Annotated in this window: 14 protein-coding genes and 1 tRNA gene; 12 read left to right on the top strand and 3 right to left on the bottom strand. The window is 70.2% G+C overall.

The genetic code is table 11. The features are described 5' to 3' along the window. Window positions 1-115 precede the first annotated feature (115 nt). Entirely contained in the window at window positions 116-973 is an 858-nt protein-coding gene (locus SCAB_RS32975; RefSeq protein ID WP_013004445.1) for a DUF4184 family protein, read from the top strand. Window positions 974-1590: 617 nt separating this feature from the next. On the opposite strand, the gene polA is transcribed toward SCAB_RS32975, so the two are convergent. Continuing rightward, window positions 1591-4317, bottom strand: coding sequence for a DNA polymerase I (polA, locus tag SCAB_RS32970; RefSeq protein ID WP_013004444.1), 2727 nt, complete (start codon window positions 4315-4317; stop codon window positions 1591-1593). 575 nt (window positions 4318-4892) lie between these two features. Between polA and SCAB_RS32965 the strand changes: the two genes are divergently transcribed. The 9 genes from SCAB_RS32965 to SCAB_RS32925 all read left to right on the top strand — a co-directional run bounded on the left by SCAB_RS32965 (window position 4893) and on the right by SCAB_RS32925 (window position 14881). Beyond that, the gene (locus tag SCAB_RS32965; RefSeq protein WP_037728058.1) at window positions 4893-7172 is read left to right on the top strand and encodes an FdhF/YdeP family oxidoreductase; all 2280 of its coding nucleotides are present in this window, start codon (window positions 4893-4895) and stop codon (window positions 7170-7172) included. Between the two features lie 64 nt (window positions 7173-7236). Continuing rightward, window positions 7237-7725: a PaaI family thioesterase gene (locus tag SCAB_RS32960; protein ID WP_013004442.1), complete on the top strand. Its 489-nt coding sequence runs from the start codon at window positions 7237-7239 to the stop codon at window positions 7723-7725. Between the two features lie 81 nt (window positions 7726-7806). Beyond that, window positions 7807-8211, top strand: coding sequence for a hypothetical protein (locus tag SCAB_RS32955; RefSeq protein ID WP_013004441.1), 405 nt, complete (start codon window positions 7807-7809; stop codon window positions 8209-8211). After that, window positions 8208-8864, top strand: a complete 657-nt coding sequence (locus SCAB_RS32950; RefSeq protein WP_041669938.1) for a hypothetical protein — start codon at window positions 8208-8210, stop codon at window positions 8862-8864. Before SCAB_RS32955 ends, SCAB_RS32950 begins: the two co-directional genes overlap by 4 nt. Window positions 8865-9144: 280 nt before the next feature. After that, window positions 9145-10374 (top strand): branched-chain amino acid ABC transporter substrate-binding protein, encoded by a 1230-nt coding sequence (locus SCAB_RS32945; RefSeq protein ID WP_037728055.1) that lies wholly within the window; start codon window positions 9145-9147, stop codon window positions 10372-10374. A gap of 112 nt (window positions 10375-10486) precedes the next feature. Beyond that, window positions 10487-11419, top strand: coding sequence for a branched-chain amino acid ABC transporter permease (locus SCAB_RS32940; RefSeq protein ID WP_013004438.1), 933 nt, complete (start codon window positions 10487-10489; stop codon window positions 11417-11419). Between the two features lie 5 nt (window positions 11420-11424). After that, the gene (locus SCAB_RS32935; protein WP_041669937.1) at window positions 11425-13251 is read left to right on the top strand and encodes a branched-chain amino acid ABC transporter permease; all 1827 of its coding nucleotides are present in this window, start codon (window positions 11425-11427) and stop codon (window positions 13249-13251) included. A gap of 5 nt (window positions 13252-13256) precedes the next feature. Then, window positions 13257-14168 carry an ABC transporter ATP-binding protein gene (locus SCAB_RS32930; RefSeq protein ID WP_013004436.1) on the top strand — a complete coding sequence of 304 codons (912 nt, stop codon included), beginning with the start codon at window positions 13257-13259 and terminating at the stop codon, window positions 14166-14168. Continuing rightward, on the top strand, window positions 14165-14881 hold the full coding sequence (locus SCAB_RS32925; protein WP_013004435.1) for an ABC transporter ATP-binding protein: 717 nt from the start codon (window positions 14165-14167) through the stop codon (window positions 14879-14881). The genes SCAB_RS32930 and SCAB_RS32925 overlap by 4 nt, the downstream gene beginning before the upstream one ends. A gap of 84 nt (window positions 14882-14965) precedes the next feature. On the opposite strand, the gene SCAB_RS32920 is transcribed toward SCAB_RS32925, so the two are convergent. After that, window positions 14966-15619 carry an ANTAR domain-containing response regulator gene (locus SCAB_RS32920; RefSeq protein ID WP_013004434.1) on the bottom strand — a complete coding sequence of 218 codons (654 nt, stop codon included), beginning with the start codon at window positions 15617-15619 and terminating at the stop codon, window positions 14966-14968. Between the two features lie 92 nt (window positions 15620-15711). Here SCAB_RS32920 and SCAB_RS32915 point away from each other — a divergent pair. Together SCAB_RS32915 and SCAB_RS32910 are read left to right on the top strand one after the other, a co-directional pair. Continuing rightward, window positions 15712-15794 (top strand) — tRNA-Leu (locus tag SCAB_RS32915). An 84-nt stretch (window positions 15795-15878) separates the two neighbouring features. Next, window positions 15879-16667, top strand: coding sequence for a helix-turn-helix domain-containing protein (locus SCAB_RS32910; RefSeq protein WP_013004433.1), 789 nt, complete (start codon window positions 15879-15881; stop codon window positions 16665-16667). 4 nt (window positions 16668-16671) lie between these two features. On the opposite strand, the gene pyk is transcribed toward SCAB_RS32910, so the two are convergent. Then, window positions 16672-18108, bottom strand: coding sequence for a pyruvate kinase (gene pyk, locus SCAB_RS32905; protein WP_013004432.1), 1437 nt, complete (start codon window positions 18106-18108; stop codon window positions 16672-16674). Between the last annotated feature and the right edge of the window lie 131 nt (window positions 18109-18239).

Genomic DNA, 18239 nt, shown 5'->3' with positions numbered 1-18239 from the left:
ATCGGCTTGCTGTCACGCGGGCGCGCTTCGGGCGGGCGGGGACAGGTCACGCATACTGGCGACCGGTCATCGCCGGACCGGCACGTCCGGCCAGAGTCCGTCACAGGGGGACGACTTGCCCTTCACGCTCAGCCACGCGGCCGCCGTACTGCCCGCCCTGCGGGGGAACGGGACCGGGCGTGGGCCTCTGGTGCCGTCGGTGCTCGTCGCCGGTTCGTTCGCGCCCGACATGACCTACTACGTGGCGAGCGTGCTGCCGGAGGCCATGGAGTTCGGCGACGTCACGCACTCCTTCGCCGGGGTGTTCACCGTGGACGTGCTCGTCACCTGGGCTCTGGTGGGGCTGTGGCTGGTGCTGCGGGAGCCGCTGGTCGCCCTGCTGCCGAAGGGGCGGCAGGGGCGGGTGGCCGCGCTGGTGCGCTGCGGAGCCCGGGCGCGGCGGTTCGGCCCCTCGCGGGCCCTGTGGTGGTACGTCTCCGCGGCCCTCGGCTCGCTGACCCATGTGGTGTGGGACGCGTTCACCCATCTCGACCGGTGGGGGATGCGGCTGTTCCCCGTCCTCGGCGAGGAGATCGCGGGCTCGCCGCTCTACTGGTACCTCCAGTACGGCGGCTCCGCGGTCGCGGCGGTCGTGATCGCCGTCTTCGTCGTGGTCGCCCTGCGCCGGCAGCCGTCGGCGGACCCCGTGGGCGTGCCCGTGCTGTCCTCGGCGGACCGGTGGGTGGCGGGTGCCGTCATCGGGGGCTGCGCGCTGGTCGCGGCCGTCCAGCGGGTGGCCCGCTGGTGGGCGGTCTGGGGGTCGGTCGCCCAGCCGTACGAGGTGATCCCGACCGTGTGCTTCGGGGCGGGCGCCGGGCTGGTTGTCGGCCTGGTCCTCTACGGCGTGGGCGTCAGGGCGCGGCGCCCGGTTCCTGCCGCTGCGGCGCCCGCGGGGGACGCGGAGGCGGAGGCGGGCAGCCCGGTCCGCCGCTGACCGCCGGGCGCCGGGCCGGGGCGCCGCTGGGAACGCGGGGCCTGGCGGCGCGGGCCGCGTACGGCGGGACGTGACCGAGGAGGGCCGCGAGAGGGTGGGTCAGCGGCCAGGGGTAGAGGCTGTGCGGCCGCCGGACCCGCGGGCGGGCCCATGGGCCCTGGGTGAGACGGGTTCGCATCCCTGACAGGCGGGTGGCAGCTGTCGCTGTACGGCGGCGGAGCGTGCGTATGCCCATGCGGGCATCCTTGCGGTTGGGCTCCGCCGGGGGCGCGGTGGTGAGGGCCGGTCGGGTGACCGTGGGGTGGGCCGGGAGTGGGGGCGGGACTGCGGATTCGGGTGCGTGTGCGGGTGCGTGCGCGTGTTGTCGGGTGCGGGTGGGTGGGGGCTGGTCGCGCAGTTCCCCGCGCCCCTGAAAAGCAGGGGCTGCGCCCCGTGCTTTTCAGGCCCGCAGCCCCTCGGCCTTGGCCCACCGCGGACCCCGTCGGCCTAAGGCACCGCAGGCCCGGTCGGCCTCGGCGCCCCGCAGGGCCCGGTCTTCCTGGGGGCGCGGGGTAGTGCGCGCCCCCGACCGGATCCCAGTCGAACACGCGCGCCCACCCGCGCCGTGCTCAGAGGTGTCAGTGGGCCGCCGATTCCCAGTCCGGACCGTGGCCCACCGAGACGTCCAGCGGGGCCCTCAGGTGCACCGCGTCGGCCATCTCGTGGCGCAGGAGCTGCTCGGTGCGGTCGCGTTCGCCGGGGGCGATCTCCAGGACGATTTCGTCGTGGACCTGGAGGAGCATCCGGGACGCGAGACCGGCCTCGTCCAGGGCGCGGCCGACGTTCAGCATGGCGATCTTGACGATGTCGGCGGCCGTGCCCTGGATGGGCGCGTTGAGGGCCATCCGCTCGGCGGCCTCGCGACGCTGGCGGTTGTCGCTGTTCAGGTCGGGCAGATAGCGCCGGCGTCCGAACAGCGTCGCCGTGTACCCGGTCTCCCGTGCCTCGTCCACCACCCGGCGCAGATAGTCCCGTACACCGCCGAAGCGTTCGAAGTACGCGTCGATCAGGGCACGCGCCTCGCCCGCCTCGATGTTCAGCTGCTGGGAGAGGCCGAACGCGGACAGCCCGTAGGCCAGGCCGTACGACATCGCCTTGATCTTGCGGCGCATCTCCGCGTCCACCGCCGACTGCTCCACCCCGAAGACCTGGGCGGCCGCCGTGGTGTGCAGGTCCTCGCCGGAGGTGAACGCCTCGATCAGACCCTCGTCCTCGGAGAGGTGCGCCATCACCCGCAGTTCGATCTGGCTGTAGTCCGCCGTCATCAGGGACTCGTAGCCCTCGCCGACGACGAAACCGCGGCGGATGGCGCGGCCCTCGTCGGTGCGGACCGGGACGTTCTGGAGGTTGGGGTCCGTGGAGGACAGGCGGCCCGTGGCGGCGACCGTCTGACTGAAGCTCGTGTGGATCCGGCCGTCGGCGGCGATCGTCTTGATCAGGCCCTCGACCGTGACGCGCAGCTTCGCCTGCTCGCGGTGACGGAGCATGATCACCGGCAGTTCGTTGTCCGTCTGGCCGGCGAGCCAGGCGAGGGCGTCCGCGTCCGTGGTGTAGCCCGTCTTGGTCCGCTTGGTCTTGGGCAGGCCCAGCTCGCCGAAGAGGACTTCCTGGAGCTGCTTGGGCGAGCCCAGGTTGAACTCGTGCCCCGCCGCCGCGTGCGCCTCCTTCACCGCCTGCTGCACGGCGCCCGCGAACATCTGCTCCATGGCCTCCAGATGGGGCCGGTCCGCCGCGATGCCGTGGCGCTCCATCCGGGCCAGCAGCGCGGAGGTGGGCAGCTCCACGTCCCGCAGGAGGCCGGCCGCGCCGACCTCCTCCAGGCGCTCGCCGAAGGCCGCGCCGAGATCGAGGATCGCACGGGCCTGCACCATCAGCGCGTCGGCCTCGGCACCCTCGTCCGCGCCGAAGGCCAGCTGGCCGTCGGCCGTGGCGGCGGGGGCCAGCTCGCGGCCCAGGTACTCCAGGGTGAGCGCGTCCAGGTCGAAGGAACGGCGGCCCGGCTTGACCAGGTACGCGGCGAGGGCGGTGTCCATCCCGACGCCCTCGACGGTCCAGCCGTGCTCGGCGAAGACCCGCATCGCGGACTTGGCGTTGTGGAACACCTTCGGCCTCGCGGGGTCGGCGAGCCAGGCCGCCCACGCGGTCTCGTCCGCCTCGTCCAGCGCGGTCGGGTCGAACCAGGCGGCCGCTCCCCCGGCCGCGGCGAGCGCGATCTCGGCGACCGAGCCCGCGCCGAGCGCCCAGGTGTCGACCGTGGCGACACCGAGGATCTCCGTGCCGTGCTCGGCGAGCCAGGGGGCCAGTTCGCCGGAGCCGAGGGCCGTGCCGTCCACCTCGACGCCCGGGGCGGCCGGCGGGCCGGCCTCGGCCTCCTCCGCGCCCGGGTCGACGGCCAGCAGGCGCTCGCGCAGTGACGGGTTGCGGATCTCCAGGGTGTCCAGGACCATCGCGACGGCCTTGCGGTCGTACGGCGCCCGCTCCAGGTCGGCGACGCCCTTGGGCAGGTCGACCGTGCGCACCATCTCGGTGAGGCGGCGGTTGAGCTTGACGGCCTCCAGGTGGTCGCGGAGGTTCTGCCCGGCCTTGCCCTTGACCTCCTCGACACGCTCGACGAGGTCGGCGAACGAACCGAACTGGTTGATCCACTTCGCGGCGGTCTTCTCGCCGACGCCGGGGATGCCGGGGAGGTTGTCGGACGGGTCGCCACGCAGGGCCGCGAAGTCCGGGTACTGGGCCGGGGTGAGGCCGTACTTCTCGAACACCTTCTCCGGGGTGAACCGGGTCAGCTCCGAGACGCCCTTCGTCGGGTAGAGCACGGTGGTGTGCTCGCTGACGAGCTGGAAGGAGTCGCGGTCGCCGGTGACGATGAGGACCTCGAAGCCCTCCGCCTCGGCCTGGGTGGCGAGGGTGGCGATGATGTCGTCGGCCTCGAAGCCGTCCACGGCGAAGCGGACGGCGTGCATCGCGTCGAGCAGCTCACCGAGCAGCTCGACCTGGCCCTTGAACTCGTCCGGGGTCTTCGAGCGGTTCGCCTTGTACTCGGTGAACTCCTCGGAGCGCCAGGTCTTGCGGGAGACGTCGAACGCGACCGCGAAGTGGGTGGGGGCCTCGTCGCGCAGCGTGTTGGCCAGCATCGACGCGAAGCCGTAGATCGCGTTGGTCGGCTGGCCCGTCGCCGTCGTGAAGTTCTCCGCGGGCAGCGCGAAGAACGCGCGGTAGGCCAGCGAGTGCCCGTCCATGAGCATGAGCCGGGGACGGCTGCCGCCGGGGGTGCTGTCGGTCTTCTTCGATCCAGTCTCTGCCACGAACCCGATCCTGCCACGTACCACTGACAGCCGGACCCCAGGGACGTACCGAGCCCCGCTCCGGACACCGGCGCCCCGAAGCCGGGGCCGGTCGTACGCCGCCGGGCGGGCCGTCCGCGGCGCACAGCCCGAACGGACAACAGCCCCGACCGAGACGTTCGCGGCAACCACCGGCAGGCGGGCCGCGCCGTCACCCCCGACGAGCCCACGCCTGCGAACCGCCTCCGCCGCCCCGCCCCCATGTCGAGACTCGGCGCCCGTCGCGCCCCACCCCGGGCAACGACCGCACAGGCATCGCCATGACAAGGCCGCCCGGCACCGGCGACGACCCCACGCCGGCGCCCACGGCTCCGCAGCACCGGGCGGCCCGCCCCACCCCGCACCCCATGACGACTCGGCGCCACCGGAGCCGCCACCCCCACCCCTGCGAACCGTCTCCGCAGGGGCGGACTCCTCAGGCCCCCGCGGCCGTCGGCCGCCCGCCGTCCCGCCCCTCTCGCCGTCGCTGACACGTGCGAGGATCGAAGGCGTAGCCTCACGCCCGAACAGCACGTGTATGCGAATGGGGAGCAATGATGGCCGGCAAGGCGCCGAAGAGTGATCCGGTTCAGGACGCGCCGCAGGTCGCGGAGCCCCAGCACGCGGCCGCCGGCCTGCCGGCGATCGGGCACACCTTGCGGATCGCCCAGCAGCAGATGGGGGTGAAGCGGACCGCGCTGACGTTGCTGCGGGTCAACCAGAAGGACGGCTTCGACTGCCCGGGCTGCGCCTGGCCGGAGCCGGAGCACCGGCACGCCGCGGAGTTCTGCGAGAACGGGGCGAAGGCGGTCGCCGAGGAGGCCACGCTGCGCCGGGTCACCCCCGAGTTCTTCGCCGCCCACGGCGTGGCCGACCTCGCCACGCGCAGCGGCTACTGGCTCGGCCAGCAGGGGCGGCTCACCCACCCCATGTACCTGCCCGAGGGCGGCGACCGGTACGAGCCGGTGACCTGGGAGCGCGCCTTCGACATCGTCGCCGAGGAGCTGAAGGCCCTCGCCTCCCCCGACGAGGCCCTCTTCTACACCTCGGGCCGGACCAGCAACGAGGCCGCGTTCCTGTACCAGCTGTTCGCCCGCGAGTTCGGCACCAACAACCTGCCGGACTGCTCCAACATGTGCCACGAGTCCTCGGGCTCCGCCCTGTCCGAGACCATCGGCATCGGCAAGGGCAGTGTCCTGCTGGAGGACCTGTACAAGGCCGACCTGATCATCGTGGCCGGGCAGAACCCGGGGACGAACCACCCCCGGATGCTCTCCGCGCTGGAGAAGGCCAAGGCGAACGGCGCGAAGATCATCACCGTCAACCCGCTGCCCGAGGCCGGCCTGGAGCGGTTCAAGAACCCGCAGACGCCGCAGGGCATGCTCAAGGGCGCCGCCCTCACCGACCTGTTCCTGCAGATCCGCATCGGTGGCGACCAGGCCCTGTTCCGTCTCCTCAACAAGCTGGTTCTGGAGACCGAGGGCGCGGTCGACGAGGAGTTCGTCCGCGCCCACACCCACGGGTACGAGGAGTTCGCCGAGGCGGCCCGCGCGGCCGACTGGGACGAGACGCTCACGGCGACCGGGCTGACGCGCGAGCGGATCGACGAGGCGCTGCGCATGGTCCTCGCCTCGAAGCGGACCATCGTCTGCTGGGCGATGGGCCTGACCCAGCACAAGCACTCGGTGCCGACCATCCGCGAGGTGGTCAACTTCCTCCTGCTGCGCGGCAACATCGGCCGTCCCGGCGCCGGCGTCTGCCCGGTGCGCGGGCACTCGAACGTGCAGGGCGACCGCACGATGGGCATCTTCGAACGGCCGGCCCCGGCCTTCCTGGACGCCCTGGAGCGGGAGTTCGGCTTCGCCCCGCCCCGCGAGCACGGCTACGACGTGGTCCGGGCCATCCGGGCCATGCGCGACGACAGGGCGAAGGTCTTCTTCGCCATGGGCGGCAACTTCGTGTCCGCCTCCCCCGACACCGAGGTCACCGAGGCGGCCATGCGCCGCGCCCGGCTCACCGTGCACGTGTCCACGAAGCTGAACCGCTCGCACGCGGTCACGGGCGCGCGGGCCCTGATCCTGCCCACCCTCGGCCGCACCGAGCGCGATCTCCAGGGCGGCGGCGAGCAGTTCGTGACCGTCGAGGACTCCATGGGCATGGTGCACGCCTCCCGCGGCCGGCTGGAGCCCGCGAGCGGACAGCTGCTGTCCGAGACGGCGATCGTGTGCCGGCTGGCCCGCCGGGTGCTCGGCGAGGACAGCCGTACGCCGTGGGAGGAGTTCGAGAAGGACTACGCGACGATCCGCGACCGCATCGCGCGCGTGGTCCCCGGTTTCGAGGACTTCAACGCGCGCGTGGCCGACCCCGCCGGCTTCGCCCTCCCGCACGCCCCGCGCGACGAGCGGCGCTTCCCCACCGCCACCGGCAAGGCCAACTTCACGGCCGCGCCCGTGGAGTACCCGCGGCTGCCCGAGGGCCGTCTGCTGCTGCAGACGCTGCGCTCGCACGACCAGTACAACACCACGATCTACGGCCTGGACGACCGCTACCGGGGCATCAGGAACGGCCGCCGGGTCGTCCTGGTCAACCCCGAGGACGCGCGGGCGCTGAAGCTGGCGGACGGCGCGTACGTGGATCTGGTGAGCGAGTGGCGGGACGGCGTGGAGCGCCGGGCCGACGGCTTCCGGGTGGTGCACTACCCGACGGCCGCCGGCTGCGCGGCCGCCTACTACCCGGAGACCAACGTGCTGGTGCCGCTGGACGCCACCGCGGACACCAGCAACACCCCGGCCAGCAAGTCCGTCGTGATCCGTCTGGAACAATCGTCGACCGACTGAGCGTTTGCTCAGGGGCCGGCACCCGACGCCGGCCGCGCTTTCGACCGACGACGGACGGATCCCCATGGGCGAGCAGCACGACGTGAAGTTCCCGCAAGAGGTCATCGACGAGTACGCGGCCCTCGGCGTCGACCTGGTGGCGATGTTCTCCGCCGGGCACCTGGGCACGCGCATGGGCGTGCGGATCGTGGAGGCGTCGGCGGACCGGGTCGTCGGGACGATGCCGGTGGAGGGCAACACCCAGCCGTACGGGCTGCTGCACGGCGGCGCGTCCGCCGTGCTGGCGGAGACGCTGGGCTCGGTCGGCTCCATGCTGCACGCCGGCAGCTCCAAGATCGCCGTGGGCGTGGACCTGAACTGCACGCACCACCGGGGCGCGCGCTCCGGGCTGGTGACCGGTGTCGCCACCCCGCTGCACCAGGGGCGCTCGACGGCCACGTACGAGATCGTCGTCAGCGACGAGGCCGGCAGGCGGGTGTGCACGGCCCGGCTGACCTGCCTGCTGCGCGACGCCCCGGCGGCCGCGGACGGGCGGACGGGGACGTCCGGCTGATGCGTGCGGGCGGGGGGCGGGCCGCGGCGAGGGCGACGTCGCCTCTGGCCCCGCACGGCGGGCAGGCTCTAGCGTCGGGGCATGGCAACGGGAAGAGCACCCTGGCCGCGGGCGGCGCTCGCGCCGGCGCTGCTGGCCGGCGTCCTCGCCTCCGGGTGCACGGCGCCGGACACCCCGGACGCGGCTGCGTCCGCGCGGACCGAGGGGGCACCCTCGCCGTCCGCCTCCTCGCGCGAGGAGGTGTGCGCGAAGCTCGTGACGTACTGGGCGCGGGAGGCGCTGGACAGCGGCACTTACGGCGACTACCAGTCGATGGGGCTGTCGAACGGGCAGTACGAGATCCTGCGGACGGTCGTGGACGCGGCACGGGCGGAGCGCCGGCGCACCGACGCCGTGGCCGCGGACCGGCTGGTCGAGCGGCGGGCCCGCACGGACTGCGAGGCGTGGTACCGCTCGGGCGGGCCCGGCGAGGAACCCTGGCGGTGAGCGGGATCGGTCCCGTGGAGCCGGGCGAGGGGACGCACCCCCTGGACGTCCACGAGACGGACACCGCGCCCGCGCCGGCCCCTGTCGACGGGCGGTGCGCGCGGGCGTACGCCCGGCACCGCCGTGCCGTGCTCCCGGTGGCGGCGGCCGTCGTCGCGCTGGCGGGCGGCGGCTACCTGTACGCCACCCGGCCCGAGCCGGCACCACGGCCCGAGCCGGCGCCGCGGCGCGGGACGGCCCCGCCCTACCCCTCCCAGGCGGTCGGCCTGCGCTATCTGGGCCGGGTGACCCCGCCCGCAGGAGCACCGCGCACGCGCTTCCGCTTCGAACTGGAGCTGCGCGTCCTGTCCGGCCCCCCGGTGACCGTCGAGCGGATGACCCAGCCCTACGCGGGACTGTCCCTGCGCACGGACCCACACACTCCGGTACGGATCGGGACCAACACCCCCCGGCGGATCGTCGTCACCATGCGCGTCACCGAATGCGGGAAAGCGCCCGAGAACCCCGGGCTACCTTTCCTGGACGTAACTCTACGTAATACGCGCGCAATGGAAGCGCACAGTTTCGCGCTGGGCGAGCGCTACGCACAGGACCTCTCGGACACCCTTGAAGTCGCCTGTAGCAACGATTCCGCGTCATCACCAAAAACTTGAACACTCCTGAACCTACCCGCGTCGACCCTGCACATTCTCACTATGTGGACAGGGCGAATCGGCCTGAATTCCGCGCATCCACCCACTGAGTACCGCTCTGCATTACCTCGTGTCATAACAAGAGCGTCACAGCCTTGGCCAGACTCTCCTCCACATTCCCTACACCCGCTTAGAGTCACGGCCAGTCACCGCGCCACAGGAATCGAAGTCACGTCTTCGGCCCAGCGCTCGACTCGGCCACTTTCAAACAGGAAGGGCCGTGCCAGGGAAAGGACTGATCGTGCGTCAACGTTCGCTCATAGCCATCACCGCCGCGCTGGCGGCGGGAGCACTCACTCTCACCGCCTGTGGTTCGCGCGACGAGGACAAGGGCGGCTCGGACACCGGCAGTGGCACCACTGTCGTCATCGGCGTCGACGCCCCGCTCACCGGCGACCTGTCCGCGCTGGGCCTCGGCATCAAGAACTCCGTGGACCTCGCCGCCAAGACGGCCAACAAGGACAAGTACGTCGAAGGCGTCACCTTCAAGGTCGAGGCCCTCGACGACCAGGCGCAGCCCTCCTCGGGCCAGCAGAACGCCACCAAGCTCGTCGCCGACAAGGACGTCCTCGGTGTCGTCGGCCCGCTGAACTCCTCCGTGGCCGAGTCCATGCAGAAGGTCTTCGACGACGCCAAGCTCGTCGAGATCTCCCCGGCCAACACCAACCCGGCGCTGACCCAGGGCCCGGACTGGCAGAAGAGCAAGGTCCGCCCGTACAAGTCGTACTTCCGCACCGCGACCACGGACGCCATCCAGGGCCCGTTCGCCGCGCAGTACGTCTTCAACGACGCCAAGAAGAAGAAGGTCTTCGTCATCGACGACAAGAAGACCTACGGCGCCGGCCTGGCCGCCACCTTCTCGGCCGAGTTCAAGAAGCTCGGCGGCAAGATCGCCGGCACCGAGCACATCGACCCCGACACCAAGGACTTCTCCGCGGTCGCCACCAAGGTCAAGTCCTCCGGCGCCGACGTCGTCTACTACGGCGGCGAGTACCCCCAGGCCGGTCCGCTCAGCAAGCAGATCAAGGCCGCGGGCGCCAAGGTCCCCGTCGTCGGCGGTGACGGCATCTACAGCGCCGACTTCATCAAGCTCGCCGGCGCCAGCGGCACCGGCGACCTCGCCACCTCCGTCGGCGCCCCGGTCGAGGAGCTCGACTCCGCCAAGGAATTCGTCGCCAACTACAAGACCGCCGGATACAAGGAGGCCTACGAGGCCTACGGCGGCTACTCCTACGACTCCGCCTGGGCGATCATCGAGGCCGTCAAGAAGGTCGTCGAGGACAACAAGGGCAAGCTGCCCGACGACGCCCGCGCCAAGATCACCGAGGCCGTGCAGAACGTCTCCTTCGACGGTGTGACCGGCAAGGTCTCCTTCGACGAGTACGGTGACGCCACCAACAAGCAGCTCACCGTGTACGCCGTCGAGGGCGGCGAGTGGAAGGCCGTCAAGTCCGGCACCTTCGAAGGCTGACACCTACCCGCACCACCCCCAGAGCCGCGCGGGGCGCCGCACCACTGGCGCCCCGCGCGGACTCACATCCGGTCACATCCCTCGATATATCCGAAGTCTCGGAGGACATGCGGTGAACGAACTGCCGCAGCAGCTGGTCAACGGCCTGCTACTGGGATCCATGTACGGGCTGGTCGCCATCGGCTACACGATGGTCTATGGCATCGTCCAGCTCATCAACTTCGCCCACGGTGAGATCTTCATGGTGGGCGGATTCGGCGCCCTCACCATGTACCTGTACGTGCTGCCCGACGGCACGTCCATGTGGGTGGCACTGCCCCTCATGCTCATCGGCGGCATCCTCGTCGCCGTGCTCGTCGCGGTCGGAGCGGAACGATTCGCCTACCGCCCCCTGCGCACGGCACCCCGCCTCGCACCCCTCATCACGGCCATCGGCCTCTCCCTCGCCCTCCAGCAGGCGGTATGGGCCTGGTACCCCAACGCCCGGTCCGCGATCACCTTCCCCCAGATCGAGGGCGGCCCCTTCCAGATCGGCAACGTCACCATCCAGACCGGTGACATCTTCCTGCTGCTCGCCGCCCCCATCAGCATGGCGATCCTCGCCTACTTCGTGATGAAGACCCGCACCGGCCGCGGCATGCAGGCCACCGCCCAGGACCCCGACACCGCCAAGCTCATGGGCATCAACACCGACCGCATCATCGTGGTCGCCTTCGCCCTCGGCGCCGCCTTCGCCGCCGTCGGCTCCGTCGCCTACGGCCTCAAGTACGGCGAGGTCCAGTTCCGCATGGGCTTCATCCTCGGCCTCAAGGCCTTCACCGCGGCCGTCCTCGGCGGCATCGGCAACATCTACGGCGCCATGCTCGGCGGCCTGGTCCTCGGCGTCGCCGAAGCCCTCTCCACCGCCTACATCTCCGACATCCCCGGCATGGACCAGTTCGGCAGCCAGTCCTGGGCCAACGTCTGGGCGTTCGTACTCCTCATCCTCGTCCTCCTCGTCAGGCCACAGGGCCTGCTCGGCGAGCGCGTGTCGGACAGGGCGTGACACCGATGACCACACAGACCACCGCACCCCAGGCCACCGGCACCACCACCGCCGGCACCCAGCACAGCCTCGTGGGCATCCCCCCGCACATCGGCCGCGCCCTCGCCACCGGCGGCGGAGCACTCACCATCGTCTCCACCTTCCTCGCCTGGACCTGGACCTCCGCCTTCCCCGGCGACCTCACCGTCTACGGCTACCCCGGCGGCCTCCAGGTCCTCGTCCTCATCGGCGGCGCCCTCACCACCCTCATCGGCCTGTCCTCCTACGGCATCACCGGCCTGCGCTGGCTCACCCCCGCAGGCGCCGACAGCGCCCTCAAACTGGCCGCACTCGGCACCTTCGCCACCGCCTGGTACACGATCATCGCGATCAGCGCCAAGCTCGGCGGCGCCGTCAACCTGGAGCCCGGCGGCTGGATCGCGGGCATCGCGACCCTCCTCGCCCTCCTCGGCGCCCTCTCCCTGCCCTACACACGGCCCGAGACCGAGCCCGGCGACCCCGACGACACCGGCTGGGACCAGTACCGCCACAGGGCACGCAACCAGCGCACCGTCATCAAGGCGGCCTTCGCCTCCGGCACCGCCACCCCCGCGCGCCAACTGCCCCCGTACGCCGAGATCCTGATCATCGTCGCCGCACTCGCCCTCGGCCTCACCGTCTTCACCTACGGCATCGGCACCGAGTACGACGAACTGTTCATCGGCTTCCTCATCACCGCGGGCTTCAGCTTCGGCGCAGCCGCAAAGGCCGGCCTCGTGGGCCGGATCTCGGCGCTCACCGCCAAGCACCGCAACGTCACCATGATCGGCGCGTTCGTCGCCGCCGCCGCCTTCCCCTTCACCCAGTCCGACGACCAGTACGCGACCATCGGCGTCTACATCCTGATCTTCGCCACCGTCGCCCTCGGCCTCAACATCGTCGTCGGCCTCGCCGGCCTCCTCGACCTCGGATACGTCGCCTTCCTCGGCGTCGGCGCCTACACCGCGGCCATGGTCTCCGGCTCCCCCTCCTCCCCCTTCGACATCCACCTGCCGTTCTGGGCCTCCGCCATCCTCGGCGCCGCCGTCGCCATGATCTTCGGCGTCCTCATCGGCGCCCCCACCCTGCGCCTGCGCGGCGACTACCTCGCCATCGTGACGCTCGGCTTCGGTGAGATCTTCCGGATCACCGTCCTCAACATGGACGGCACCTCCGGCCCCGACATCACCAACGGCTCCAACGGCATCTCCTCGATCCCGAACCTCAACATCCTCGGGTTCGACTTCGGCCAGGAACACACCTTCCTCGGCTTCACCATCGCCCGCTTCGCCAACTACTTCCTGCTGATGCTCCTCATCACACTGGTCGTGGTCATCGTCTTCCGGCGCAGCAGCGACTCCCGCATCGGCCGCGCCTGGATCGCCATCCGCGAGGACGAGACCGCCGCCCTCGCCATGGGCATCAACGGCTTCCGCGTCAAGCTCATCGCCTTCGCCCTCGGCGCCGCCCTCGCCGGCCTCGCCGGCACCGTCCAGGCCCACGTCACCTACACCGTGACACCCGAGCAGTACCAGTTCGCCGCGGTCGTCCCGCCCAACTCGGCCTTCCTCCTCGCCGCCGTCGTCCTCGGCGGCATGGGCACCATCAGCGGCCCCCTCGTCGGCGCCGCACTGCTCTACCTCATCCCGTCCAAGCTCCAGTTCCTGGACGACTACCAGCTCTTCGCCTTCGGACTCGCGCTCGTCCTCCTGATGCGCTTCCGCCCGGAGGGCCTCATCCCCAACCGGCGCCGCCAGCTCGAATTCCACGAAGAGGCCGAAGCGCCCGCAGTGCTCAGCAAGGCAGGGGCCTGACCACCATGACTACCGACACCACCACCAAGGACACCGCCCCCGGCTCCGACGCCACCGGCGAGACCGTCCTCGACGCCCGCGGCGTCACCATGCGCTTCGGCGGCCTCACCGCCGTACGCAACGTCAACCTGACCGTCAACAGCGGCGAGATCGTCGGACTCATCGGCCCCAACGGCGCCGGCAAGACGACCTTCTTCAACTGCCTCACCGGCCTCTACATCCCCACCGAGGGCGAGGTCCGCTACAAGGGCCAGGTCCTGCCGCCCAAATCCTTCAAGGTCACCGCGGCCGGCATCGCCCGCACCTTCCAGAACATCCGTCTCTTCGCCAACATGACGGTCCTGGAGAACGTCCTCGTCGGACGCCACACCCGCACCAAGGAAGGCCTCTGGTCCGCCCTCCTGCGCGGCCCCGGCTTCCACAAGGCCGAAAAAGCCTCCCGCGAACGCGCCATGGAACTCCTGGCGTTCGTCGGCCTCGACGCCAAGGCCGAACACCTCGCCCGCAACCTCCCCTACGGCGAACAGCGCAAGCTGGAGATCGCCCGAGCACTCGCGAGCGAGCCCGGCCTCCTCCTCCTGGACGAGCCCACCGCCGGCATGAACCCCCAGGAGACACGCACCACCGAAGAACTCGTCTTCGCCATCCGCGACCAGGGCATCGCCGTCCTCGTCATCGAGCACGACATGCGGTTCATCTTCAACCTCTGCGACCGCGTCGCCGTCCTCGTCCAGGGCGAGAAACTCGTCGAGGGCGACAGCGCCACCGTCCAGGGCGACGAACGCGTCGTCGCCGCCTACCTCGGCGAACCCTTCGAGGACGCACCCGGCCAGGACGAGGTCGCCGAGGTCGAAGCCGCCGAAGCGAACGCCGAGAACACGACGGACACCGTGCCCGGCAAGGAGAACGACCGATGACCGCACTGCTCGAAGTAGAGGACCTCCGGGTCGCCTACGGCAAGATCGAAGCCGTCAAGGGCATCTCCTTCAAGGTCAACGCCGGCGAGGTCGTCACCCTCATCGGCACCAACGGCGCCGGCAAGACCACCACCCTGCGCACCCTCTCGGGCCTCCTCAAGCCCGTCAGCGGCCAGATCAAGTTCAACGGCAAGTCGCTCAAGAAGATCCCCGCGCACGACATCGTCGCGCTCGGACTCGCCCACTCCCCCGAGGGGCGGCACATCTTCCCGCGCATGACCATCGAGGACAACCTCCGCCTCGGCGCCTTCCTGCGCAGCGACAAGCCCGGCATCGAGAAGGACATCCAGCGCGCCTACGACCTCTTCCCCATCCTGGGAGAGCGCCGCAAGCAGGCCGCCGGAACCCTCTCCGGCGGCGAACAGCAGATGCTCGCCATGGGCCGCGCCCTCATGTCCCAGCCCAAGCTCCTCATGCTGGACGAGCCCTCCATGGGCCTCTCCCCCATCATGATGCAGAAGATCATGGCCACGATCGCCGAGCTGAAGTCCCAGGGCACCACCATCCTGCTCGTCGAACAGAACGCACAGGCCGCGCTCTCCCTCGCCGACCAGGGCCACGTCATGGAGATCGGCAAGGTCGTCCTCTCCGGCACCGGCTCCGACCTGCTCCACGACGAGTCCGTCCGCAAGGCGTACCTCGGCGAGGACTGACCCCGCCCCCGTACGACGACGAGGCCCGCACCCCCCGTTCAGCCGGGGGTGCGGGCCTCGTCGTAGGTATGCGTACCGGGCCGGTCAGCCCTTCGCGGCCTTCTTCTCGTCCGCGTCCTGAATGACCGCCTCCGCGACCTGCTGCATCGACATCCGACGGTCCATCGACGTCTTCTGGATCCAACGGAACGCCGCCGGCTCCGTCAGCCCGTACTCCGTCTGCAGAATCGACTTCGCCCGGTCCACCAGCTTCCGCGTCTCCAGCCGCAGCGTGAGGTCGGCGACCTCGTTCTCCAGCTCCTTCAGCTCCGTGAACCGCGACACCGCCATCTCGATCGCCGGCACCACGTCACTCTTGCTGAACGGCTTCACCAGATACGCCATCGCCCCCGCGTCCCTGGCCCGCTCGACCAGGTCGCGCTGCGAGAACGCGGTCAGCATCAGCACCGGCGCGATACGCTCCTCGGCGATCTTCTCCGCCGCCGAGATCCCGTCCATCTTCGGCATCTTCACATCGAGGATCACGAGGTCGGGCCGGTGCTCCCGGGCCAGCTCGATGGCCTGCTCCCCGTCACCGGCCTCGCCCACGACGGAGTAGCCCTCCTCTTCGAGCATCTCCTTGAGATCGAGACGGATCAGCGCCTCGTCCTCGGCGATGACGACACGGGTCGTCAGCGGAGGCACGTGCGACTTGTCATCGTCGTCGGCGACGGGCTGGGGCGACTCGGGGGCGGTCACGGGGGCTCCTTGTTCGGGGCAGGGGTACTGCTGACATGAGGGTACCTAGCTGCGGCGTAGCGCGGTGAACCGGTACACTCTGCGGAGCACCAGCCGGGTTGGTGGAACGGTATACACGGAGGTCTCAAACACCTCTGCCCGTGAGGGCTTGCGGGTTCGAGTCCCGCACCCGGTACTCTCGAAAAAGCGGATGTCCACGTTCTCGTGAACATCCGCTTTTTGCTGCGCGCCGTCGCGATCGGTGACACAGAGTTTCCGCATGAACTTCCATGGCACTGAAGTGCGACACGAAGCACTCACTCTCCTGCGCGACGGTGTGAGGAACGTGGACGTGGCCCGCAGGCTCCACGTACCGCTGGGGACGATCAGCTACTGGAAGCACAGGGACAGGGCCAAGCGAGGCGAGTGCCCCGGACGGCACGGCCCTTCCTGTCCCCGCTGCGATGCACGAGAACTCGACGAGTCGGCCTACAGCTATCTGCTCGGGCTGTACCTCGGTGACGGCCACATCGTCCAGAACCGCGCCATGCGCGTGCCCAGTCTGTCCATCTCCTGCACTGAGGCGCACCCCGGGCTCATGGACGAGTGCGAGCAGGCCATGCGAGCGGTCTTCCCTGCCAACTCGGTCTGCAGGGTCCGCCGGAAGGGTTGCCGAGAGCTGAAACTGACCTCCATGCATCTGCAGTGCCTGTTTCCTCAACACGGCCCCGGCAAGAAGCACGAGCGTCGGATCGTCCTCGAACCCTGGCAGCAGACCATCGTCGACGCCCACCCATGGGACTTCATCCGAGGCCTCATCCACTCCGACGGCTGCCGCATCACCAACTGGACGACCCGACACGTCGGGGGCGAGCGCAAGCGGTATGAGTACCCGCGCTACTTCTTCACCAACAAGTCCGACGACATCCGGCAGCTCTACACCGACACCCTTGACAAGCTGGGCATCGAGTGGACGCACTGCACCCGCGACGGCAACCCGTACAACATCTCTGTCGCCAAGAAGGCATCCGTCGCCCTCCTCGACACCCACGTAGGCCCCAAGTACTGACCCCCTACCTCGAACCGCCGCCCTCCCCGATGTGGTGCACCCGCACCATGTTCGTCGTGCCCGCCACCCCCGGCGGTGAGCCCGCCGTGATGATCACTACGTCGCCCTTCTCGCAGCGGCCGTACTTCAGCAGCAGCTCGTCCACCTGGTCGACCATCGCGTCCGTGGAGTCGACGCGCGGGCCCAGGAAGGTCTCCACGCCCCACGTGAGGCTCAGCTGCGAGCGGGTCGCCGGGTCCGGGGTGAAGGCCAGGAGCGGGATCGGGGAGCGGTAGCGGGAGAGGCGGCGGGCGGTGTCGCCGGACTGGCTGAAGGCGACGAGGAATTTGGCGTCGAGGAAGTCGCCGAGTTCGGCGGCGGCGCGGGCCATGGCGCCGCCCTGGGTGCGGGGTTTGTTGTGTTCGGTGAGGGGCGGCAGGCCCTGGGCCAGCATGTCCGACTCGGCGGCCTCGGCGATGCGGCTCATCGTGCGGACGGTCTCGGCCGCGTACTTGCCGACGCTGGTCTCGCCGGAGAGCATCAGCGCGTCGGTGCCGTCGAGGACGGCGTTGGCGACGTCGCTGACCTCGGCGCGGGTGGGCCGGGAGTGGTGGATCATCGAGTCGAGCATCTGGGTGGCGACGATGACGGGCTTGGCGTTGCGTTTCGCCAGTTTGATCACGCGTTTCTGGACCAGGGGGACCTGTTCCAGGGGCATTTCGACGCCGAGGTCGCCGCGCGCGATCATGATGCCGTCGAAGGCGGCGACGATCTCGTCGATGGTGTCGACGGCCTGGGGTTTCTCGATCTTGGCGATGACGGGGAGGCGGTGGCCTTCCTCGTCCATGATCTGGTGGAGGCGTTCGATGTCGCGGCCGGAGCGGACGAACGACAGGGCGATGACGTCGAAGCCGGTGCGCAGGGCCCAGCGGAGGTCTTCCTCGTCCTTGTTCGACAGTGCGGGGACGGAGACGGCGACGCCGGGCAGGTTGAGGCCCTTGTGGTCGGAGACGATTCCGCCTTCGGTGACCCGGGTGTGGACGCGGGGGCCGTCGATGGCGGTGACTTCGAGGGTGACCTTGCCGTCGTCGACGAGGATGTGGTCGCCGGGGCTGACGTCTGTGGCGAGGCCGGCGTATGTGGTGCCGCAGCCTTCGCTGTCTCCGGTGGCGCCCTCTTCGACGCTGATGGTGAAGGTGTCGCCGCGTTCGAGGAGTACGGGGCCTTCGGTGAAGCGGCCGAGGCGGATCTTCGGGCCTTGAAGGTCGGCGAGGGTGCCGATGCTGCGGCCGGTCTCGTCGGCGGCCTTGCGGACGTGGCGGTACCGCTCGTCGTGTTCGGCGTGGCTGCCGTGGCTGAGGTTGAAGCGGGCGATGTCCATGCCGGCCTCGACCAGTGCCTTGATCTGGTCGTACGAGTCGGTGGCGGGCCCGAGGGTGCAGACGATCTTTGCTCGGCGCATGTCTTCGACCCTAGGGCTTACCGGTGGGTAGCGATGTGGTGAGGGGTTACTACTCAACGGCCTGCAAGTGAAGGGTATTTGACAAGTAGTCACCAACATGTGAAGGGTGCCCCGGCCGGTGCCGGCCGGGG

The sequence above is a fragment of the Streptomyces scabiei 87.22 genome, assembly GCF_000091305.1.
Lineage (GTDB): Bacteria > Actinomycetota > Actinomycetes > Streptomycetales > Streptomycetaceae > Streptomyces > Streptomyces scabiei.
The sequence above is the reverse complement of the archived record's forward strand: the minus strand, read 5'-3'. Positions and strand labels throughout refer to the sequence as shown.

Excerpts from the sequence above, each read along its gene's own strand:
- SCAB_RS32925 (WP_013004435.1), top strand. The coding sequence starts at position 14,165 with ATGACCGCACTGCTCGAAGTAGAGGACCTCCGGGTCGCCTACGGCAAG.
- pyk (WP_013004432.1), bottom strand. The coding sequence starts at position 18,108 with ATGCGCCGAGCAAAGATCGTCTGCACCCTCGGGCCCGCCACCGACTCG.
- SCAB_RS32935 (WP_041669937.1), top strand. The coding sequence starts at position 11,425 with ATGACCACACAGACCACCGCACCCCAGGCCACCGGCACCACCACCGCC.
- SCAB_RS32960 (WP_013004442.1), top strand. The coding sequence starts at position 7,237 with ATGGGCGAGCAGCACGACGTGAAGTTCCCGCAAGAGGTCATCGACGAG.
- SCAB_RS32955 (WP_013004441.1), top strand. The coding sequence starts at position 7,807 with ATGGCAACGGGAAGAGCACCCTGGCCGCGGGCGGCGCTCGCGCCGGCG.
- SCAB_RS32965 (WP_037728058.1), top strand. The coding sequence starts at position 4,893 with ATGGCCGGCAAGGCGCCGAAGAGTGATCCGGTTCAGGACGCGCCGCAG.
- SCAB_RS32930 (WP_013004436.1), top strand. The coding sequence starts at position 13,257 with ATGACTACCGACACCACCACCAAGGACACCGCCCCCGGCTCCGACGCC.
- SCAB_RS32910 (WP_013004433.1), top strand. The coding sequence starts at position 15,879 with ATGAACTTCCATGGCACTGAAGTGCGACACGAAGCACTCACTCTCCTG.